Genomic DNA, 22,934 nt, shown 5'->3' on the forward strand with positions numbered 1-22,934 from the left:
TTAGTAGATACCTGACCTCCTAAATAGTTGGAAACCAAAAAATCCTCCAACTTGTAAGAGGGAGGATTTAGTATATGCTTTTTTAACTACCGTAAATAATCGTCACATCAGGATGATTCTTTAGACAGCTAGCTGGAAATTCCTCTGAAATACCTTCTTGCTGGATACGCTTAAGAGTTTCAGTTTTATTTTCGCCAAAAGCCAAGAGAATAATTCGCTTAGCTTCCATAATAGTTTCAATCCCCATGGTAATTGCAAGCTTGGGAACTTCTTTTTCTTCAGGAAAATATTTGGCATTATCCTGCCTTGTTTTCTCAGCAAGCTCTACAATATGGGTTCTTGTTTGAAAAGAAGTACCAGGCTCGTTAAACCCGATATGACCATTTACCCCAATCCCTAACAACTGAAGATCAATACCACCATTCTGCTCAATTAACTTATCATAATAGGCACATTCCTTCTCCAAATCCTCTGCTAAGCCATTCGGAAGATGAGCATTTTGTCGCGGAATATTAATATGCTTAAATAGGTGCTCGTACATATAATTATGGTAGCTAGTAGCCTCCTCCGCTGCAATTCCCACATATTCATCCAAGTTAAAGGTATTTACCTCCGCAAAGGAAATATCGCCCTTCATGTGGCATTGGACTAGTTCTTTGTAAAATCCTTCTGGGGTTCCTCCTGTAGCCATCCCTAACACACTTTGCGGCTTTTCAATTAGCTGCTTCTCAAAAATAGCGGCTGCCATTTTGCTCATTTCATCATATGTATTTACTTTTATCCATTTTATATTATTTGCTTTAACCATTAGAATAACTCAGCCTTCCTCTACAAAAAGTATATTGAACCTCAAAGGAATCGTTTAGCAATACAATGTCCGCATCTTTTCCAACTGCAAGACTTCCTTTTCGATTATCTATCCCTAATCTCTTTGCTGCGTTTGTCGACGTTATTTTCACTAGCTCATGTAAAGGTAGATTAGTTAAACTCTGAATCCTTCTCATACCTTCATTCATTTTAAGCACACTTCCAGCTAGAGTTCCATTTTCCAAGGTGGCAGTACGATCAACTACCTTAACCTTTTGATCACCAAGTGTATAGATTCCATCGGGAAGTCCCTTCGCTCTCATGGAATCTGTTATGAGGATGATTCTATCAGTGCCAATTACCTTCATTACTAATTGGAGCATATCATCGGAGAGGTGGATGCCATCAGCGATTATCTCACAGAAAAGCGAGTCATTCATGAAGCCCGCACCTACCATGCCTATTTCTCGATGATGAAGACCTGTCATCGCATTAGTAAAATGGGTTAAATGGGATAAACCATTTTGCACCGCGTCATTAACCTCCAAATAAGATGCCTTTGAATGTCCTGCGGAAGAAATTACCCCCTGTTCTTGTAAAAATTGAAGCATCTTAAATTCTTCGTCAAGTTCCGGGGCTAGTGTGACAACTTTTAATTGAGCAAGATGTTCTCCAAACCAGGTTTTCAACAATGAAACAGATGGTTTTTGTATATGCTGAATAGGCTGAGCTCCCGCCTGCTCCGGGTGAATAAATGGCCCTTCCAAATGGAAGCCTAGCATTTCTGCACCCTGTTCCTCATTAGATTTTTTTAAAAAGCTTGTGTTCACATCTACCGATTGCTGTATACGTTCCTGTGAATGAGTAATAGTTGTTGCTAAAAAAGATGTAGTGCCTTCTTGGGGTAAGTACGCAGATATTCGTTCTGTTGCATCTATCTCTCCGTCCATAAAGTCCGCCCCCACTGCTCCATGGATATGAATATCAATAAAGCCAGGCATTGCCACGTAACCCCTCCCGTCCAGTATAGCTCCCTCATATCCTTCTATTTTACCCTCAGATATACAAGCAATCTTTTCGTTCATTATTAAAATATCTCCATCAATCAATCGGCCATCTTCTGCGCAAATCTGAACGTTTTGAATAAGATAGTTACTCATTAGAAACACCTTTCCATTGAATATTTTGACCACTAAAAAATTATATATTTCTAAATAATCATACAATATATAACGAAAGATTAATATATCTTCAGAGCTTTATTTAAATAAGATCTTCTAATCCATATTTGTATGAATCCATTTCATGATTAAAAAAGACGAGCCATGGGAAGTTAATACAAGGTATGATTGATTTCCTATTTAGAAGACCCTTTCCGTTGCGGATGATAAGCTCACTGGAGTCGCTGTCTGCCGCTAAAAGAAACAGTGTAAAAAAGTTGGGATTTAATAGTAAAGTGCTATATATGTAATTAGCTCATATTACTCAAAATTATAATATATTCATTAAAAATAATTGTTTCATCAAAGTTTTAATGTATGATATATAAAAATAAGGAGGAATATTATGGCATACTCATTTTCTTTAAAATACCACCCATCTATTGATCAAATAATTATTCATACCTTAAAAAAAGAAGGGTTAGATGAAATATCATTAGATTCAAGGCTTAAGAATATGTCTAAAATTGAAGCAATGGATCGATATTTTGATTCCGAAGAGATACAAGTAAATACCGAATCAATTGCCCATTTTGTCCACCATGCTTTTTATATTGATTTAGACAAAGCTTATCTGTTAGACAAGGAAACTTCAGCAAAGCTAGAAGATCCTTCTCCAAAGGCTGCTATTACTTGGTGTTTGTCCAATCATCAACAAGAATGGACCGGCGAGCAAATTCGTGCTCTATTAATAAAGCTGTTTGGCATTAACACAAATGGTCTTGCATTCTTAGAAAATAAAGGAATCTCCTTATATTCTAAAAAGCAGTGGATTCTTCGACAGGACAGTGATTTGTTTATTGTATCTACTGGAGCTAATGACATAGATGTATACATAATAGCAACTGATTTTTTTAAACTTAAAACTGGATTAGACGGCTTACCAGAGAGTTTACATGAAAACTTAAATAGTCTTGGTTTTACCTATGACCATGAAAAAATGTGTTATTACTATTGTACTTCTGATAACCAGCCAGTACCTGACGCATTTAAAAAACAGGTCCTTGATAGTTTAATAGAAGTGATAAATACTAAGTACAGCCATGCCATGTAAATATAGAAGGAAAGCTCTTACCTGAGAAAAACAGATAAGAGCTTTATAATTTATTTTCCAAATGATGACAGGAATTTAACCCGATCTCCCATCGGCGGAATGTTGTTATCCACCAAAGATATCTCTAATATAGCCGGACCATTCATCTGAAGGAGGCTATTAACTACTTCCTCATTCAGGTCTCCCATTTCTTCTATACGAATACTAGGTATGTTCATTGCTGCAGCCATTGCAGCAATGTTAATCGGCTCTTGTGCAAATGTTGGATGAACACGTTTGTATTGCAGATTATGACCATGGTATACCATGCCTAATCGGGCATTGTTCATAACAACAAATAGAACAGGAATGTTGTATTCTTTAGCAGTCAAAATTTCCATCCCATGCATGAAGAAACATCCGTCTCCTGTAATTGAAACTGTAGGACGATCTGGCTCCGCAAGCTTTGCACCTATGGCAGACCCTATACCACTTCCCATAGCACCGAAATGAACATTTATATCAAATGTGCTATATTCAAGAACATCCATATGATGTATAACATAAGCCATAAATTCCCCAATATCTATTGTGTATCGAGTAGAAGAAGGAAGATAAGACTGCAACTGTAGCAATACATTCTTAGTGCTATATTCATCTAGAATTTGATCATTATTTTCTTTTCTATTAAACGCCATTTCTTTTCTCGTAAGCCCTAAAGACTTAAGCTCCTCTATTAATGCAGAAAGGCTTAGTTGAATATCGCCTAGGACAGGGATATCAATTGAATACTTGCGATTAAAGACGGTTTCATCGAAGTCCATTTGAACCGTAAAGCGCCCATCAGTAAGACTGCTGTTATAGTTATTAGTCGCTGTTTCTCCAAGGCTTGAACCAATAATTAAAAGTGACTTACCGTCTCCATCATTTATAAGATTAGTGGCTTGTTCTGTAGCTGCAAATCCAAATACCCCAGCAGATAATGGGTGATCTTGGCGAACATAGCCTTTTGCGACAGGAGTTGTCATTATTGGCCATTCCAGAATTTCGGCTAACTCAAATAATAGGTCTACAGAATTTCTAACTCCTTGCCCTACAAATATATAACCACTTTTTCTTTCCACTAGCTCTTTAGCTACCAGCTTAATCGTTTCAAGGTTTGGTATTACTTCTTCTCGTACTAGTATGGAAGGAATCTCTTCAATGCCACTAGGCCCTTGTTGAACATCAATTGGCATAGCAATATGAACTGGTCCAGGTACTCCAGAAACAGCAATTTTTGTAGCCTTTACAATCTCCTTTAACAAATCCTTTGAGTCTCTTACTGTCACACTATACTTCGTTACAGATTTATAAATAGGGTCCGCATCAAGCTCTTGAGAAGCATTTAAGCCTTCCGTACTCACTGGTACAGCTCCCGTTAAAAACAAAATCGGCAAGTGTTCTCTCATGGCATTTGCTGCACCTGTCACTAAGTTAGTGCCGCCAGGTCCACTGCTTCCAATACACACACTTAGCTGATTGGAGTACTTTGCATAGGCTGCCGCCATATAAGAGGCTGCCCCCTCATGCTTAGTTACAATTGGCGTTATCTCCGGCATATCATATAATTCATTGAAAAAAGCGTTCACAGAGCCTGCTGGTATTCCAAATACGTGTTGTACACCGATCCCCTTTAAATATTCCAACACAGAACGAACAGCCTTCATTTCATATCCCCCTATTAAATCAAATATTTTTCTTTTAATGCCTCTGCTTTTAAAGGAACACTAAAATAATATCCTTGCATTAAATAGCAATCCTTTGACAACAGAAAATCTAACTGTTCCTTTGTTTCGACACCTTCCGCAATTACATTAAGCTTCAAATTCTGTGCTAGTGTGATGATTGTATTGGTAATGGCTGAGTTACTATCATCATCTTCTCTAATATCCTGAATGAATGATTTGTCGATTTTTAACGCATCAATTGGAAAGTTCTTAAGATATCCTAATGACGAATATCCTGTGCCAAAGTCATCTATCGCTATCTTCACGCCAATCTCTTTTAGCTGCTCCATCATTTCAACCGTCAAGTCTTTGTTTTTAATGATTTGATTTTCCGTCAGCTCTAAATGTAAAAATTCGGGCGCCAAATTTACATCGATTAAAATCCTCTGAACTACTTCTACTAAATCATTTTCTTCAAATTGTCTACTTGATAAGTTAACGGAAACACTCAATGCATGATTCCCCTCTTCGTGCCATTTCTTCAATTGCTTACAAGCATTTTCCAATACCCATTCTCCGATTGGCACTATTAAACCAGTATCCTCTGCAATGGGAATAAAATCAGCTGGAGAAATCATCCCTTCTGTTGGGTGAATCCATCTCAAAAGGGCTTCAACTCCTATAATAGAGTTTGTCCTACTATCAATTTGTGGCTGATAATATATATCTAATTCATTTCGGTCTAGCGCTTTATATAAGGCATTTTCTAGCTTAATGCTCTCTAATGATCGGTTATTCATCTCACTCTCAAAGAAGTGATATCCAGTTCCGGATTTTTCCTTAGATTTATACATGGCAGCGTCTGCATTTTTTATTAAAACTTCTCCATCTTCACCGTCTTTAGGAAACATACTGATTCCTATGCTCGTTTTAATGTATACTTCATTTCCCATTAAGGAAAAAGGCTGAGAGAATATGTCCGAAATATGGTCTACTACAAGTAACACATCTTCTATACCATTAATGTCAGGCAGAACAACAGTGAACTCATCGCCCCCCTGTCGGGAAGCAATTGCTTCTTTTGGAATTATAATTTTAAGACGGTTTGCCACCTCGCGAAGCAACAAGTCGCCATAGCTGTGTCCTAAACTATCATTAACTAACTTAAAACGGTCTAGATCCAAGTACAAAACTGCCACCTGTTGTTCTTTGTTTTCTAGTATTTTTTTTAACTTATCGTTTAACAAAACTCTGTTTGGGAGATCAGTTAAACTATCATAATATGCCAGGTATCTAATCTCTTCTTCCATTTTCTTTCTTTCAGTGATGTCCTTAAATGTTACAACTTGCCCTATCACGTTTCCATCCTCTTCTATAGAAGAAAGTACATATTCTACAGCTAAAATTGTTTTATCTTTCTTACAAAACATTTGTACTGTCTCTCCAAATGGCGAATGGTCTGGCTCATGACAAATAACTGTAGACGATGGTGTTCCAATTAGTTCTCCCTTTTCGTATCCAAGCATTTTTTCACTAGCGGGATTACAAAATGTTATTCTTCCATCCAAATCTATTCCAAAAATTCCCTCCCCGGCAGAGTTTAATATTAACTCCTTTTCTTTACTTAAATGTTGCAGCTCATGAACTACTCTTTCCAATTCTGTGTTTTTAACTCGAATTTCCGATGTTCTCTCTTCTATGATGGTTTCCTGCTTGTCCATGAAAAGCAGATTAGATAGGCTTGCTGCAGTCGCATCTACGATAGATTGGGTGAGAAGAATGTCGGACTCCGAATACTCCAATCCTTCTTCATCTAGATTCACAACTGCGATTAACCCCAGCACCTCTCCCATTGTTACTAATGGAAATAGGAACATCCCTTTTATACCAAATGTTTTACAGGCCTCATGATTAGGACGATCGTCAGCAAATACGTCTGGAATCATTATGGCCTTTTTAGTTAAAATAACCTCCTGAAATACAGGGTCATTTTCGTCTACCTTTAAAGTTTTATGCGTTTTCATCCAGTCTTCTTCTGTCCAGTCACTATTCTGACTCAGGCTGGCTGGCTTAATATTTTTTTCAGCCATAGGATCCAATAAATGAACCCCGATGTTATAGTTGCCTAACACCTTACCGACATAAAAGAAACAGCGGTCTATGACTTCCTGCATGGTTGAACACATGGATAACTCTCGGGTATGATCCAAAAGTAATTGTTTTTCCGCTATAAGATTTTCCTTGCGCGTAAGATTTGTAGCATTTTGAATAGCTACTCCAGCCATATTGACATAAGCCTCTACTGTTTGGATTTCATCTTCCGTCAAATTCATAGGTGAACCGTAATCGAATAAGAACACAAGTCCAAAAAGTTCACTTTCAAATGAGATAGGTAAAGCTAATAGAGACTTTATCTGAAATGTTTTTACGGCTCTTGGATCTGGCCTTGAATCCTTCGAAGTGTCGGGTATGTAAATAGTTTTTTGCGTTTCTATCACTTCTTTTGCAAGTAGGTCATATTCCGTTTCGATCATATGCATATCTAACGTAAACCCATTGATAAAATCCGGTTTTCCAACGAAGCCTCTAAACTGTCCATCCTGCTGCGGCAAATAAATTCCTACAGAATCGCACCGAACAATCTCCTCGGATATAGCCTTGACGACTTGCTCCAATACTTCTCTTAGGTCTAATGTAGTATTAATCAACTTAGTTATATGTGCTAGACGAGAATATCTCGTTTGCTTTTTCATAAGGGACCTCCATTTTTGAATAATCTATAAGTCTTTCATTTTAGTTAAATTAATATCTATAATAACACCTTTTTTTGTCAATAAATCTAGTAATATTATTATTTATCGAGAATTAGGAAGAACTAAAACTTTCTCATCAAAAAATATATTGTAAATATTAATACTTTTCCCTATTAACAAAATATTAAAACCAAAAATATAGAGCTTAGTACCTAAATCTCCTGTTCTATATTTATAAGTGATTTATTAGCGAGTAATTATATAGGTGTATTATAAACTAAAAAAAGGATGAACTTAGAGTTCATCCTTAAAATAGTATAATAGGTTTTTCATTGTAGCGAGTAGATACCCATTGACTATATTGAAATAGACGCAATGAGAATATACTCCTCTTAATATTTCCTTGAAGATGCTCTTTGTGCAAGGTTCTGCGACTTCTCTGCAACATTGGGATCCTTTTGCGCAAGATTTGAACTCATCTCTGCAAAGTTCAGCGGCGTCTCCGCAAGGTTCGCCACACTCTTTTAGATTTATCACCAAACCATTCGCTGTTTACGCCTAACCTCCTTATTGTCTCTGTAATTCCTCTCTCCATCTTTACCAATTCCTAAATAATGTTCCTTTACCTCTGTATTCGACAGAAGACTTGGAGCGTCACCTTGCAAAACTACTCTGCCATTTTCCATTATATATCCATAATCCGCGATAGATAATGCCACATTGGCATTCTGCTCTACAACTAGGATAGAGGTACCTTCCTCCTTATTTATTTGCTTTATATTTTGGAATATTTCCTTCACCAATAAAGGTGCTATCCCTAAGGACGGTTCATCCAATAGCAGCAGCTTAGGCTTAGCCATAATCCCTCTGCCTATAGCAAGCATTTGCTGCTCACCACCTGAAAGGAAGCCAGCCTTTCGGGAAGATAGAGGTTGAAGCTTTGGGAAATATCCATATATTTTTTCTATATCCTTTTTTATATTTGAACGGTCTTTTCGAGTGAATGCACCCGCCATAAGATTTTCCTCTACCGTTAAATCTTTAAAAACGCGTCTACCCTCCATACACAAGAATATACCGTGTCTTACAATTACATCAGGAGTAAGTCCCTTTAATAACCTACCTTCAAATTCGATAGTTCCGTCTGTTAATTGCCCATCCTCGGCATAAAGCAGCCCCGAAATAGCTTTAAGTGTTGTCGATTTCCCTGCACCGTTACTACCTAAAAGAGCCACGATATCTCCGGTTGGAACCTGAAGGGTTGTTCCCTTTAAAGCTAAAATAATTTTTGAGTATACTGCTTCTACATTATTAACTTTTAGCATGCCAGTTCCTCTTTTCTATTTTAGTCCTTATAGCTAAAGTAATCCGTCAAAGGTTCCCATTTACCACCCTTCACAATTCCTAGACGAGTTTGCTCCGTACCTGTATGATTGTCAGCGCTAAAGCTTACAGGTGCTCCAAGTCCACCAAGATCAAATTCTTTTAAAGATTCAAGACCAGATCGGATCTCTTCTCCTGTTATATCACCATCTGGATGTTTTTTAGCAGCTTCTTCTATACCAGCAACCATGATTTTGGCTGCCGACCAGCCTTGGATAAATTTTTGATTGATATCCTCTATTGTTTTACCCTCAGATTTTAAATATTCCTCCACCTCTGTCATTCCTGGATGATCCTCATATGGTAAAGCGTGAGAAAGAATACCAATATAGCCCTCTGCCACTTCTTCTCCCACCATTGTAATAACTCCTTCACCAGAGGCCCAATTCAAGCCGATGAATTGAGTGTCTATATTTAGGGTTTTAGCATCCCGTAGAATTGTTGCCGTTGCGCCCCATGTTTCTTGGATAATTGCATAGTCTGGATTTTTCTTCTCCATATTCAGCAATTGAGATTGCGCCTCTGTAGCTTGAACATCCACAATTTGTTCATCTACTACCTTAATACCAATTTCCGCTGCGTAAGCTTTAATATCTTCAATTGGTGAACGTCCAAATGCTGTGTCATTATATAATAGTGCTACTGTTGGATCTGATCCTTTATGATTATCCTTAATCCACTTAAGAACAGATCTTCCTTGATCGGAATATGATGCTGCAACTAAGAAGTTATAAGGACTTTCCTCTAGATTTTTCAAGCTCTCTGAATAAGATGCAGAGAAGAATGGAAGTTTATCGCTTGCCACTTGCTGACGCAATGCTTCTGTATCTCCAGTTCCCCATCCAAGAACTGCAGAGACTTTTTCCTTATCACGTAGCTCTTGATAAATCTTTTGGGCTTCTGGAATAGAATAAGCATAATCCTTCCCGTTTAACACCAAATCAACACCCTCTATTTCTCCTTTATCCTTTGCATATTTAAAATATGCTTTCTCTCCTTCAGCGTATGGTGTTCCCACGTCCCCAGTTCCGCCAGTAATATCGTACAGGCCACCAACAACTACCTTTCTAGCACCATCACTGCCTTCGGATGCACCCTCCTCTGAACAAGCGCCTAATAGCAACAAGAACAGAATACCCATTATTGTGAATATAAATTTATTACTTCTCAACTTCATCCTCAATCCCCCTTGCTTCTAATGAAAAACTAACTAGCTAATATGAAAATGGCCAAAGCCTAAAGTACTTCTTTATATTGATCCATATATGTGCGAGTCCCCCTGGCTCAAAGATTAAGAACAAAATTATCACCGCCCCAAATACAAAGTCTTTAAAGGCTGAAAAAAGCTGATAGAAATCTGGCATAAATGCTGCCAAAATATCTATGAATGAGCCTAGCATTACAGGCAACAGCGTGATAAATGCCGCCCCTAAAATAGAACCGAACACACTTCCCAAACCACCTATTAAAATCATGGCAAGGTACTCAATAGATACATGGAAATTATAGAGCTCGGGACTTACAATCATCGTATAGTGTGCAAGCAATGCACCAGAGATTCCTACAAAAAATGAACTTATGGCAAAAGCCATCACTTTATATTTAAATAAATTAATCCCCATTATTTGTGCGGCAATATCTCTGTCTCTGACAGCTAGAAAAGCTCGGCCAGTCCTCGTTCTCAATAAATTAGTGGCATACATGATTGTGAGTAATAAAATGATGACACAAAGATAGTAATACTGTGTATTACTTGTCAAAGACACATTTCCCACCCTCGGCCGATTCAAGACCATCCCAGCAGTGCCGCCCGTCAAACTATCCCATCGACTAATGACGAATAAAATAATAACTTGTGCAGCCAAAGTAGCAATCGCCAAGTACAATCCCTTCAAGCGTAGGGACGGTATTCCAAACAGTCCCCCTATTAAAGCTGTAATAATGCCAGCTAGTGGTAGAGAAATCCAAAAGCTCAATCCATAGGTGGAAGTAAGAATAGCAGAGGTGTATCCCCCCACTCCTAAAAATGCTCCTACTCCTATAGAGATTTGACCTGTAAAACCGGTCAATATATTAAGTCCGATTGCCCCAACTGCCGAGATAGCACATAAAGTAAGCAAGCCTATCCAATAATTGGTGGTAACTAATGGGAGCAGGAGGACTATCGCTACTATTAATAGACCCTTGACCTTGCCAGAGGTCGTCCCAAACATTTTGGCGTCATCTAAATAGGAGGTTTTATAATTTCCACTTTCTCTAACAAACAGGTTTCTCACAGGTTCACACCCTCTCAATTGTTCTACTACCAAATAATCCGTATGGTTTTAACATTAAGATGAGTAAAACCACTATAAATGGAGCAACCTCCTTTAAACCTCCTCCAACGAGTGGATCTATGTATCCTCCCGCCAGATTTTGAAGAATACCAATTACAAAACCACCTACAATTGCTCCAAGAACACTGTCCAATCCACCTAGAATTACAACTGGAAGGACGGTCAAACCAATAGCTGACATAGTGGGGCTTAGTCCATTGATATTTCCTAGTAATATTCCACCTACCGCCGCAACTACAGCAGCTATAGTCCAGGTCGCTGCATACACATATTTCACACTGATGCCCATAGACATAGCAGCCTGTCGGTCATCCGCTACCGCTCGCATGGCGATTCCCATTTTAGAGAATTTGAACAGCAATAGGAATATCGTGAGTAGAATTATCACAATTGCGAAGGACCAAAGATAAACGGGACTAATAATAATCCCAGAAATATTTATAGGCGTCGTCGGGAATATTTTAGGGAACATTCTTGTTTGATGACCCCAAATCATATGAACTGCTCCTCCCAACAAACTAGACAGTCCAATAGTCGCCATAATAACGGATACGACAGGCGCATTTTGTATTGGTCTAATAACTAATCGCTCCACGATTAGCCCTAGGAGTGCGCTGAATATAAGTGTTATCAGCAATGCAATGAAAAATGGAATACGGTAAGCAGTTATCAAAACTAAGCAAATATAGGGACCTATAATAACAAACTCTCCATTTGCCAAATTTAGTGCACCACTTGCCCTATAAATCAACACGAATCCTAATGCTACAAGTCCATAGATACTTCCTACGACCACACCAGTGACAAGCATTTGAAGAAAAAATGTCATAAAGTCACCTCCTGCTCTCTATTTAGTTGAACCACTCGCAAAACCTCATTCTCACTCATCCCCATAGAGATGTTTTCTTTTTCTGTATACATACCATCTATTAGCATCTCATAACGATTTTCTATAAACTTCCTTCTAATTTTATAGGTTCGGGTGAGCTCTCCATCATCCACAGAAAACGGCTTGTGTAGAAGAGTAAATTTTTTTACCCTTGCAAAGGCAGGCAATTCATTCATTAGTAATGACACCTGTCGTTCAAGAAACTCTATTACTTGACTGTGTCTGGCCAACTCCGCATATTCTGTATAAGTTATTTTTTTCTTATCTGCCCATCTCCCCACGCTTATCCAATCCATATTTATAATGGCAGTAACATATGGCTTATTTTGACCAAAGCAAACTGCCTCTAGAATGTAGGGATTTGACTTCAACTTACTTTCTATCAATCTTGGATATATAACCTCACCATTTTGGTTAACAATAATATCCTCTATTCGATCTAATATATATAGATGGCCATCATCCTCAAGGTGACCGCAATCCCCTAAGGATATCCATCCGTCTAATCCCTGTTCATTTTCCCCATTTACGCTGCCGTTTGTAACAGCAGTATTTTTAATATAAACTGCTCCATCCTCGCCAATTTTAGCCATCGTATTTGGTAGAGCCTTCCCTGAACTCCCGGCTCTTACTTCTTTATCTCTTTGGACAAAGGCTATTCCAGCAACCTCAGTTCCCCCATAGGTTTGCTTAAGGTTTACTCCGATGCTGTGATAAAAGTAAAACGCTTCTGAATGTAATGCCGCTCCTGCAACATAGGCTCTTTTAACTCTTGCCAATCCTAAATGGTCTCGGATAGCACTAAAAATGACCATATCTCCTAATATATACATAGCTTTATCAATGAATCGAAGAGATTCTTGGTTTAATTCTGCATAAGCTACCTTGTCACCGAATTTCTTAAAGTATCTAAAAATAGTCTTTTTAAATTTGCTAGATGCTTCCATTCTGTTAGTAAAGCTAGACATAATAGATTGATAGACTCTTGGCGGCGCTAATAATGTGTGTGGCCCTATCTCTCTTAAGTCTCCTAAAACTGTTTGGGGTCTTTCAGGGAAGTTAACTACTGTTCCTTCTATTAATGGAGTTACTATTCCTAATATCTGTTCATGAACCCATGCAAAAGGTAGGAAGGAAAAATAATCATCCTTCGTTTTCACTTTATCTATTGCTAACAGACCCACTGCTGCCTGTATAAGATTTGCATGAGTTAAAATAACTCCCTTAGGCGTTCCGGATGTAGCTGCACTATACGCAATGATTGCTGGATCATCTGCGAAAACCTCTGGAAGTGGTTCTAAAGAGAATTTTGCTCTTTCTCTCAACAATGCTATCCCATCCGTTAATAAATCCTCAAAATCTACCAACTTCGGATGCTTATAATTCCTCATCCCCTGTTTGTTATAAAAGATTATTTGCTCAATTAACGGTATTTGCTCTTCAATTTCTAATAATTTATCTACTTGCTCATGATTTTCAACAACTACAATACGCGCTTGACAGTCATTTAAGTAGAATACAAGCTGTTCGGGTAAAGATTCTGGATAAATCCCTACTGCTACGCCACCTAAACTTTGAACTGCAAGCTGAGTATAAACCCACTCAGGCCTATTATCCCCAATAATCGCAAGACTTTCTCCTTTATAAAAATCAAAATATTCAGATAAAACAATAGACAGTTGATTTACCTTTTTAACATATTCTCCCCAAGTTACCTCATTCCATATTCCTAGATGCTTTTGTCTTAGAGCAATCTCTTGCTGATGGTTAGCAGACCTTTCCGCTAAAAGAGTGGGTAATGTTTTTCTATCCATTCCTAGTTTCCCCTTTCTAAATAACGGTTTCTTCTCCAATATAGGCCTTTATAACGTCTGGATTTTCTTGAATTTCTGCTGGAGTTCCAAAACCAATACGCCTACCAAAATCTAACACAGCTATATGGTCAGATAAATTCATTACAACACCCAAATCATGCTCAATTAATACTACCGTTATATCCATAACCTCATGCATTTCCAAGATAAAGTGAGACATAATATCTTTTTCAGCATTATTCATCCCGGCCATTGGTTCATCCAATAATATCAAGTCAGGACTTAATGCCAGCGCTCTTCCTACCTCCACTCTTTTTTGTAATCCATAAGGCAGCGTGCCGACTGGAATATGACGAATATCCTGTAACTCTAAAAATTCAATTACCTCTTCTACCTTCTTTCTATGCTCTATCTCTTCCCTTGCTGCTTTCCCAACGTATAACCCGCCACTTAGAGGACCTGAGTTCATCAATGAATGTCTTCCAAGCTTTAGATTATCAAGAACGGACATATGGGCAAATAATGCTATATTTTGAAATGCTCTAGCAATCCCTAGTGCAGTACGATTATAAGGCTTCATATTTATAATTTCCTGTCCATTATATAAAATGGAGCCACTAGTCGGATGATAGAGACCACTGATACAATTCAACATACTAGTTTTCCCAGCTCCATTTGGCCCTATTAATGAAAAAATCTCCCCTCTGTTTATATGGTAGCTGACATCCTCTAGCGCCTTCACTCCACCAAATTGTAAAGAAACATTTTTTATCTCTAATATAGGATCCACTAGGACTCCTCCTTTTATGTAAGGGTTTACAGTTAAGCTTTTTTTGAATATTACTGTACATTCAATAGCTTTGTCAATGAAATTAATGCGACTTATTTCCTAATATTTTGTCGTTATATGTTTGAAACTGTTGAATTAAAATGAGTGGTGGTAAATATCTTTTATTCATCAAAATAAAAACCCCCTATGTCTAGTCCCATAGGAGGTTTTGTAAAATCATTATTCGACAAATAATTTTTCTATTTTATAAAAACATTCCCGCTATTGCTGCACTCAATAATGACGCTAACGCTCCAGCGATAACCGCCTTAAATCCTAGGCGTGCAATATCCTCTCGTCGGTTTGGAGCCAATGAACCTAATCCACCTAACAATATTGCCATAGAGCTCAAATTTGCAAAGCCGCAAAGAGCAAAGCTTACAACAAGATTTGTTTTTTGGGAAAGTCCCGCCATCTCATCAGTAAATGACTTATAGGCAACAAACTCATTCAAAACTAGCTTTTGACCTATAAAGGACCCGGCTTCCACTGCCTCCGACCACGGGACGCCTATTGCAAAAGCTAGTGGAGAAAAGATAAAGCCTAAAATACCTTCTATAGTAACTCCCTTATAGCCGAATAGCCCAGTAATTCCTCCAATAAGGCCGTTTAAAAGAGCAATCAAAGCAATAAATGCTAATAACATTGCCCCCACATTCACTGCCAGTTTCATCCCATCTGCTGCTCCACTTGCAGCAGCATCAATAACATTTACTTTTGAATCATCCTTTTCCAGCTTAAAATTTGAATCATCTACTGTTTCAGTTTCAGGAAAGATTAATTTTGCCATTATCAGTCCCGCTGGTGCAGCCATGAAGCTCGCAGCAAGTAAGTATTCGAGTGGTACGCCTAATAATGAATATCCTACTAAAACAGATCCCGATACTGATGCAAGTCCTCCAGTCATAACAGCAAAAAGCTCTGATTTGGTCATATTTGCAATAAAGGGTCGAACAACTAAAGGAGCCTCTGTTTGTCCAACAAAGATATTAGCAGCAGCCGATACTGATTCAGCTCTACTAGTTCCTAAAAGCTTTGAAAGTCCTCCTCCAATAATTTTAATGAAAAATTGCATGATGCCCAAATAATATAAAACAGAAATCAAAGCTGAGAAGAAAATAATAATTGTCAAAACCTGTATAACAAAGATGCTACCAAACTGATCAACATCAGATAACGAACCAAATAAGAAGGAGATACCCTCGCTAGCATACCCAGTTAAATTTTGTACCCCTTCTGAAAGCATAAGCAATGCTTTCCGCCCTAAATCCCACTTTAATACGATAAATGCAAATACAAGCTGTATGGCTAAGCCAATTAATATAGTCCTTAAATTTATTGACCTTTTGGCATTGGAGAGAAGAAATGCTATCGCTAAAACAACAAGAATACCAGCCATTCCCCAAAGTATATTCATATGCAAAACACCTTCTTTTTTAGTGTGTAAATAGTTTTACTCAATTTAGACATATTCTAGCTATTCCCTATTATCTTCGAAAAAAACGGTAAATCATTTTATAATAATTTATATTGACACACATAAAAAAAAATCGAAATCTTAGAAATAAGATTTCGACGGAGTTAATATTAAATTGTCTTAAAGTTTAGAAATACTGACGATGTAAAACTTTTCAAAAAAGCCTGCTTTCTTTTTAAGAAAGCAGGCTTTTTTTATCTGAATATATTTTTTTTAAATAAATAGTCATAGGAAATATCAATAAAAATATACTCGCTGTTATTGATTGGAACTGAGAAAGTTCTCGTCATTTCTCCTGTTTCAATATCACTATAAACATCCGAGAACACTCCACTCTGATCATTTCTCATTTTAATGATGGTTTTCAAAAAGTATGGTCGCCAGCTCCAATTTTTGTTAATTGCTTCTTCTTGAATTCGCCATTGGGAATCAATTCGAACAATATTCGGTGATGTCTGGAAGCCCTCCTCATCACAAATATAAAGACGGAATGAGTATTCACCCAATTCTTCCGCCAATTGCAATAATTGATTTACATCCTCACTAGATGATTTAATCGCTTGGACCTTTTTCTCTAGTTTGTTTTGTAATTCCTTCAATGCATTAAAATTCTCTTCCAATATCCGTTTTTCAGTAGCAATAAATTGGCGACATCTATCCTTAAAGCTTTTCTTTAATTGATTACGAGGAATTAGTCCTGTACTTGCTTCAGCCAAATATTTCCCCTGATAGTATCTGCCACTATTCTTCCAAGCAAATTGAAGTTGATGGACAGTATCGATACCTTCGAACAACATATTTGCTCCAATTTTACGCGCCAATGAACTAAGTGATGTAAAGAGGTCATTTTGTACTCCCCATGATTCATAGCTTAGCTGTTCAATATTTACTTTAAGTATATTAGGTGCAAGCATTTGAATATAGTCTAAATGACTCTCAGAGCCTAGCTGGTTAATGGCTATTTTTATTCCATAAGTTTTGAAATAGCGCACTACATTATTTAATTGATGAAAATCACCTTTAAAATCATGTTCAGATATCACTAAAACCACTCGAGAAAGTTCTTCCTCAGGAATATAGTGCTTGATAATTTCAAAGAAGCTTTCTCCGTAATCTAGCACAAGCAAATTAGCATTACATGGCAGATAAATATCAAAGTTCTTTGGCTGATTAACAAGCTCTCCCAAAGCAATATGGAGGATTTTATGCTCCACATCATTTCTATATTCTTCGGGAACCTCCTCATCGTAAGCGAAACTATTTAGGTCGAGGAGCTTGTCATCGTATTTTAGTTTGCCAGAAACCTCGTATGCAACAACGACATGCTCGTCTGCGCTAAAGATAGGTTGAAAATAAACCTTTACATTATCTAAGTTAGTTAGAACATCGATTGCATCCATCCTGAACCCCCCTTATCTCCATAAATACATGATAAGTCGTAAAAAGGTATTATGCAAATGGACTTTTCGTATTTTTATACAAAAAAAAATATAATTATTAAAACTGAAACTTAACTGTAACATTTGCTTTAATCGTGATAACGCCCTGTTCAATAGGAGTTGCTCCGACAGCAGAATCCAGTGACATCATTCTATACGGCACTATAGGGCTTCCTTCGTTGTTTTCCACTATTTCTATTACTTGAGGAGCAACAGAAAGCCTCATCGTCTCTGCTATCGTCTTAGCCTTTGACTGTGCATAAAGTAATGCCTTGCTAAGTGCCATTTGATAGTATGTTTCTTCGTTATCTAATCGAAATTCTATAGAAGAAATTCGATTAGCTCCATTACTGACTGCTGTATCAATTACTTTTCCAACTAGGCCTACATCAGGTATTTTCACTGAGATGGCATTAGTCACCTCATATCCTCTGAAAACCTGTTTCCCATCTACAAAATCGTAACGAGGGAAAATATTATATACAGCGGTTTGAATATTCTCTCTCGGAATTTCTAACTCCAGTATAGATTGAATAACCTGATTCATGATTGCTGCATTTCTTTGTTGAGCTTCCTCTACTTCGTTGCCTTCCGTACTAACTTCTACCTGCAGGTAAGCATGATTCGGCGGAACCTTTACCGTTCCCTCCCCATTAACGGAAATAGTTCTAATTAGAGGACAAGGCTGTAAAGCATTTGTATACATAAGATCCCCTTCCATATTGCATATACAATAGCATATGCTCCTCATCCAAAAAACTTGTTTAAAATAATAATTTCACAAGCGGAGAATATTGGACTCTTGTTACATTTCTTTCTTGCAGTATCAATGTTTCTTTAGAAATGCCTCCACTACTTTTGTATAAATAACCGGTTGATCCTCATGCACTAAATGTCCTGCAAAAGGAATTATGGCCACATGTATATGCTTGTTTTCTTTCGGATAAATTGTTGCTCCCACGGTTTCATGAGCATTGTTTTCCCCTACTATGTAAAGTACAGGGAAATGGAATCGATACATTGATAACATATCCTCAAAAGGATACCAATCCTCTTTTTTCCCTAAGTAGATGAACCGCCTCCAATCAGATAAATGTAGTTGATTGAAATAATGGACGAACTCATCGTTTAGCAAAACCTTTTCCTGAGTCCTTACGTCCTGCATATGTAAATCAAGCCAGTTATTTGGTTTAACAGGCATAATGCCCGAAACAGTAAGTGTATGAACGCTATCTGGAAATAGCCTTGCAAATTGTACAGCCACAATAGCTCCAAGTGAACATCCAACCAAATGAACCTTAGCTAATCCATAATGCTCGATGGTTTCTAATAAATCATGTGCAGAATCTATAAAGAAGTCTTCAATTTCATCTGAAGCCGACTGACCGTGCCCTCTTAAATCTGGAGAGAACACCCGATAGCTTTTGCAGAAAAACTCCCTTTGATATTCAAAATCAGTATCCCCTGTCTGTAGTCCAGTATGTAAAAAAATAAGCGGCTCTCCACTTCCCTGAATATGTGTATGTAAAATCATTTAGTAGCCCCTCTCCAATCAATTGCTCATGTTTAGTTAAAGATGGATACATCCGAATAACCCTTACAAAATATGGTATATATAAAATTATACATAAATAGAAAAGTTAAATATATATATAAATTAAAAATATTTAGTTAATTTAAAGTGTGCTCCTATTTTTTCCTTCAATATTTCCAACTCGTATGTTTATATTAAATAGTTTTCGGGAAATTTTAAGCAAGGAGGCGATAGGGATGCCGTGGAGTAAAAATGATTATCCAGATTCAATGAAAAATCTTGAGCCAGACGTTCGAGAGAAGGCTATTGAAATAGCCAATGCATTATTAAGAGATGACACGGATGAAGGAAGAGCAATTGCTATTGCAACTGCTCAGGCTAGGAAGGCAGTGAACGGAGATGATAGCGGCCGACCAAGATATGAAGTAAAAGCCCGAGAGGATGACTGGGTACTACTAAAGGATGGTGGAGAACGCGCTATTTTCTCAGAGGATACCAAGGAAGCCTTGCTTGAAAAGGCAAAGCCTTACGTCAATGATCATAATGGAATTCTCGCTATTTATCAGGAAGATGGGGACTTAGATAGTACGTTGTATGAATAGTAATAGCTATAAAAAGAACTTCAGACAAATGAGGTTCTTTTTTTGTTTAACACTTCGTTATTTGTTCCTTCACTATTTCCGCCAATGCAATAACCGTATCAAATGAATCTCCGGGAAATTCAGAACGGACAAACTCTACCTTTAACTCTTCGCTAACAAGTTGTGTATCTCTTCCTATTTCAAAATAGGATTCCATGTCAGTTACTATGGATAAAAGCTCGCATGTTACAAATCCTCGAGAGCCCGCTGCTGCTAACGACCTGATAGTATCCTTGACATCTGGACCAAGCCATCCTACCTTACTGCTAGCACTGCGATAAGACATCATCCAGTTAGATACCCCAGCTTCTCTTGCAACAGCCTGAGCCATTGCTTGAAATTGTTCAATATAATCATCGTTTCCTTCTGGGTAGAGAGGTTGGCTATGGACGGTAAATAATACAAATGCATCATCCTGTACATGTGCCGGAAGCCACTTGTAGGCGCGCCTCACTCGATCGGCGTAAACAGAAATAATAGCTGGGTGAGTATTCCATTTTTTGATATGAATAAGCTTTTTATTTTCTCCTGATCGATTTAGGAAATCCTCTACTTCTTTTTGATACACACCAGCTCCACTTAGAGAAAATATAGGGTTTACTGAGAAAGTAACAACGGTATCTACCCCATCTTCTATCATTCTCTTAAGCGTCTCATCTAAATAAGGAAACGTATGCTTGTAGGCATTATATACTTTTATGTCTTTAGAATAGTTAGACAATAATTTCTCCAACCCTTGAGCAATGCGTTCGGAATGTGCACCCAATGGATCATTGGATCCGAACTCTCGATATCTTTTAACAAAGTCCCCTATCATCTTTATGGTTACCTCTTTCCCTTGAATAAGGTGGGCAAAAAAATCAGGTAAATCATCTTTTGATTTTGGAGCTCCATACGCATAAAAAATAATTCCAATCATTGTTCTTTTTACTCCCTTCTAGTCTAGTAGACATTATAAGAAAAATAAAAGAGCATCATAGCTTTTATCATTTGAACTCCAATATGATGAAATCTAGACAAAAGCATCTACTTTATTTCAAAAGGCCAGTCGTTTGACTGACCTTAATATATATATGTTTATTTTCTTTGTTGCTTGCGGCTAGTAAAATCTCTCTCTATTCCCTGCTTCCATGAACGATCTATGTTGGTACCTTTTCGATAGGAGGATACTACGTTACTAACAGATTCGTAGTTCAAGCGAGTTCCTTCTTTGTCTGCATGGTATTTTACTGCAAACTCCTCTGCAATCCCAAAATTAGCCGCAGTAGCAATTGCATCAATATTGGCGCCGAGAAATATGAATTCCCACCCATACTTTTCTTTCTGATGTGAAATCATTGCTCTAATTTTTTCATATGTGTACTCACAGCTAGAGTTTTCCATCCCATCAGTCGTAATAACAAATAATACCCTATCTGCACGTTCCTCGTGGCTAGTTCTTTTTTGTATATTCCCGATTTTCTGTATGGATGATCCTATTGCATCGAGTAAAGCTGTCATCCCCCCTACCTGATAATCTTGCTCCGTGATTGACGAAACGCCCTTAACATTTATCCGATCATGCAATAGGTCATAGTTATCGTTAAACAATACGGTTGTAACGATTGCATCTCCTTCTTCCTTCTTTTGGTTCGCAAGCATGGCATTGAACCCTCCAATAGTATCTGTCTCCAGCCCTGCCATTGAACCACTTTTGTCTAATATAAAAACTAGTTCTGTTAAATTATTTTTCATTATATTTCCTCCATTTGTTTTTTGTTTACAAATGTAGAATATCAATTACTACTATATAAAAGGTCGCTTTCGAAGGGACATTCATATTTCTCCCCACAAATTGGCAATCATTTTTTTCGAGCAAAAACATTGTCATAATTACTGTTCCAATGTAATATAATCCTATCAGTTTAGTATGAATTAAAAAGAAGGCGGGATAAGCGTGATACAAATGCTCATTACAGGCTTATTTTGTGGAGCCCTATTGGGATTCGTCATGCAACGTGGTAGATTTTGCTTGACTGGCGGTTTCCGTGACATGTACTTAACAAAAGACAATCGCATGTTTTATGCGTTATTAATAGCAATTGCCGTTCAAAGTGTAGGTGTCTATACATTAATAGAGTTAGGCGTTTTTGAATTTAATGCTGGGACTCTACCATTATTAGCAATTATAGTAGGTTCATTTATTTTTGGTATCGGTATTGTGTTAGCAGGAGGATGTGCGACAGGTACTTGGTATCGTGCTGGAGAAGGCTTAATCGGAAGCTGGATTGCTTTAGCAGGATATATGCTAATGGCTACAATCATGAAAACTGGGGTATTGGTACCTTTAAACGATAAAATAAGCTCTCCTCAGCTATCAACTAACTCAATTCCCGAAACACTTGGAATCAATGTATGGATTTTAATAGGAATATTAGTTGCTATTGTAGGATGGATTGTTTATAAAGAAGTAACGAAACCAAAAGTCTTCATTCCATCATTGAAAGCTAAAAGAACTGGGTTAGCACATATTTTATTTGAAAAACGCTGGCATCCATTTGTAACAGCAGTTTTAGTTGGGGCTATTGCAGTTTTAGCATGGCCATTAAGTGTGGCAACAGGACGTATAGGTGGGCTAGGGATTACTACTCCTTCCGCTAACATCCTCCAGTATTTAACTACCGGTGACACTGCGTTTATCAATTGGGGCGTATTTTTAGTGCTTGGTATTTTCATCGGCTCATTTATCGCAGCAAAAGCCAGCCGCGAGTTCCGCTTCAGAATGCCCGATGTTAAAACGGGTATTAATAGTTTTGTGGGTGGTAATTTAATGGGCTTCGGCGCTAGCTTAGCTGGTGGATGCTCTATAGGTAATGGTTTAGTTATGACTGCCATGATGACTTGGCAAGGTTGGATTGCTTTAGTATTTATGATTCTCGGAACATGGACTGCGGTATACTTCGTATTTGTCCGTGGACGCCAAAAAAACAAAGCAATGAAAGCAAGTGTAAAAACAGCTTAATAAGTGCGAGAGACTGCTCCTCAACCACCAATTTTAAAAATTACTTATCATAAAAAAGGAGAGATTTTA

19 protein-coding genes are annotated in these 22,934 nt (G+C 37.6%); 3 read left to right on the top strand and 16 right to left on the bottom strand.

Annotated elements, in window-relative coordinates:
- Window positions 1–82: 82 nt before the first annotated feature.
- Window positions 83–790, bottom strand: coding sequence for a glucosamine-6-phosphate deaminase (nagB, locus tag H9650_RS08975; protein ID WP_186318166.1), 708 nt, complete (start codon window positions 788–790; stop codon window positions 83–85).
- Window positions 791–800: 10 nt separating this feature from the next.
- A complete protein-coding gene (gene nagA, locus H9650_RS08980) occupies window positions 801–1,967 on the bottom strand; it encodes an N-acetylglucosamine-6-phosphate deacetylase (RefSeq protein WP_144538455.1) in 1,167 nt (388 codons plus the stop codon).
- A gap of 406 nt (window positions 1,968–2,373) precedes the next feature.
- Here nagA and H9650_RS08985 point away from each other — a divergent pair, with 406 nt between their 5' ends.
- Window positions 2,374–3,081 carry a hypothetical protein gene (locus H9650_RS08985; RefSeq protein WP_144538454.1) on the top strand — a complete coding sequence of 236 codons (708 nt, stop codon included), beginning with the start codon at window positions 2,374–2,376 and terminating at the stop codon, window positions 3,079–3,081.
- A gap of 50 nt (window positions 3,082–3,131) precedes the next feature.
- Here the strand turns inward: H9650_RS08985 and H9650_RS08990 are convergent, their stop codons facing one another.
- The 12 genes from H9650_RS08990 to H9650_RS09045 all read right to left on the bottom strand — a co-directional run bounded on the left by H9650_RS08990 (window position 3,132) and on the right by H9650_RS09045 (window position 19,223).
- A complete protein-coding gene (locus H9650_RS08990) occupies window positions 3,132–4,769 on the bottom strand; it encodes a thiamine pyrophosphate-binding protein (protein WP_144538453.1) in 1,638 nt (545 codons plus the stop codon).
- Between the two features lie 14 nt (window positions 4,770–4,783).
- The gene (locus H9650_RS08995) at window positions 4,784–7,522 is read right to left on the bottom strand and encodes a bifunctional diguanylate cyclase/phosphodiesterase (RefSeq protein WP_154311795.1); all 2,739 of its coding nucleotides are present in this window, start codon (window positions 7,520–7,522) and stop codon (window positions 4,784–4,786) included.
- Between the two features lie 533 nt (window positions 7,523–8,055).
- Window positions 8,056–8,847 carry an ABC transporter ATP-binding protein gene (locus tag H9650_RS09000; protein WP_144538451.1) on the bottom strand — a complete coding sequence of 264 codons (792 nt, stop codon included), beginning with the start codon at window positions 8,845–8,847 and terminating at the stop codon, window positions 8,056–8,058.
- 20 nt (window positions 8,848–8,867) lie between these two features.
- Entirely contained in the window at window positions 8,868–10,082 is a 1,215-nt protein-coding gene (locus H9650_RS09005; protein WP_151111578.1) for an ABC transporter substrate-binding protein, read from the bottom strand.
- A gap of 37 nt (window positions 10,083–10,119) precedes the next feature.
- Window positions 10,120–11,181, bottom strand: a complete 1,062-nt coding sequence (locus H9650_RS09010; RefSeq protein ID WP_151111579.1) for a branched-chain amino acid ABC transporter permease — start codon at window positions 11,179–11,181, stop codon at window positions 10,120–10,122.
- A gap of 4 nt (window positions 11,182–11,185) precedes the next feature.
- Window positions 11,186–12,070 carry a branched-chain amino acid ABC transporter permease gene (locus H9650_RS09015; RefSeq protein ID WP_144538448.1) on the bottom strand — a complete coding sequence of 295 codons (885 nt, stop codon included), beginning with the start codon at window positions 12,068–12,070 and terminating at the stop codon, window positions 11,186–11,188.
- Window positions 12,067–13,944: an AMP-dependent synthetase/ligase gene (locus H9650_RS09020; RefSeq protein ID WP_151111580.1), complete on the bottom strand. Its 1,878-nt coding sequence runs from the start codon at window positions 13,942–13,944 to the stop codon at window positions 12,067–12,069. The genes H9650_RS09015 and H9650_RS09020 overlap by 4 nt, the downstream gene beginning before the upstream one ends.
- 16 nt (window positions 13,945–13,960) lie before the next feature.
- Window positions 13,961–14,734 carry an ABC transporter ATP-binding protein gene (locus H9650_RS09025; RefSeq protein WP_151111581.1) on the bottom strand — a complete coding sequence of 258 codons (774 nt, stop codon included), beginning with the start codon at window positions 14,732–14,734 and terminating at the stop codon, window positions 13,961–13,963.
- A 244-nt stretch (window positions 14,735–14,978) separates the two neighbouring features.
- Entirely contained in the window at window positions 14,979–16,190 is a 1,212-nt protein-coding gene (locus H9650_RS09030; protein WP_191697016.1) for a NupC/NupG family nucleoside CNT transporter, read from the bottom strand.
- Window positions 16,191–16,444: 254 nt separating this feature from the next.
- Window positions 16,445–17,650, bottom strand: a complete 1,206-nt coding sequence (locus H9650_RS09035; protein WP_191697017.1) for an EAL domain-containing protein — start codon at window positions 17,648–17,650, stop codon at window positions 16,445–16,447.
- Window positions 17,651–17,747: 97 nt separating this feature from the next.
- Window positions 17,748–18,395: an SIMPL domain-containing protein gene (locus tag H9650_RS09040; RefSeq protein ID WP_151111584.1), complete on the bottom strand. Its 648-nt coding sequence runs from the start codon at window positions 18,393–18,395 to the stop codon at window positions 17,748–17,750.
- A gap of 120 nt (window positions 18,396–18,515) precedes the next feature.
- Window positions 18,516–19,223, bottom strand: coding sequence for an alpha/beta fold hydrolase (locus H9650_RS09045; protein WP_151111586.1), 708 nt, complete (start codon window positions 19,221–19,223; stop codon window positions 18,516–18,518).
- Between the two features lie 236 nt (window positions 19,224–19,459).
- Here H9650_RS09045 and H9650_RS09050 point away from each other — a divergent pair, with 236 nt between their 5' ends.
- On the top strand, window positions 19,460–19,825 hold the full coding sequence (locus H9650_RS09050; RefSeq protein ID WP_151111588.1) for a DUF2188 domain-containing protein: 366 nt from the start codon (window positions 19,460–19,462) through the stop codon (window positions 19,823–19,825).
- 46 nt (window positions 19,826–19,871) lie between these two features.
- On the opposite strand, the gene hemH is transcribed toward H9650_RS09050, so the two are convergent.
- Together hemH and H9650_RS09060 are read right to left on the bottom strand one after the other, a co-directional pair.
- Complete coding sequence (hemH, locus tag H9650_RS09055; RefSeq protein ID WP_154311809.1) at window positions 19,872–20,783, bottom strand: ferrochelatase; 912 nt, start codon at window positions 20,781–20,783, stop codon at window positions 19,872–19,874.
- A 158-nt stretch (window positions 20,784–20,941) separates the two neighbouring features.
- The gene (locus tag H9650_RS09060) at window positions 20,942–21,598 is read right to left on the bottom strand and encodes a vWA domain-containing protein (protein WP_191697018.1); all 657 of its coding nucleotides are present in this window, start codon (window positions 21,596–21,598) and stop codon (window positions 20,942–20,944) included.
- A gap of 211 nt (window positions 21,599–21,809) precedes the next feature.
- On the opposite strand from H9650_RS09060, the gene H9650_RS09065 reads away from it, so the two are divergent.
- The gene (locus H9650_RS09065) at window positions 21,810–22,865 is read left to right on the top strand and encodes a YeeE/YedE family protein (protein WP_151113794.1); all 1,056 of its coding nucleotides are present in this window, start codon (window positions 21,810–21,812) and stop codon (window positions 22,863–22,865) included.
- The last annotated feature ends 69 nt before the right edge of the window (window positions 22,866–22,934 follow it).

The sequence above is a fragment of the Psychrobacillus faecigallinarum genome, from assembly GCF_014836595.1.
Taxonomy (GTDB): Bacteria; Bacillota; Bacilli; order Bacillales_A; family Planococcaceae; genus Psychrobacillus; species Psychrobacillus faecigallinarum.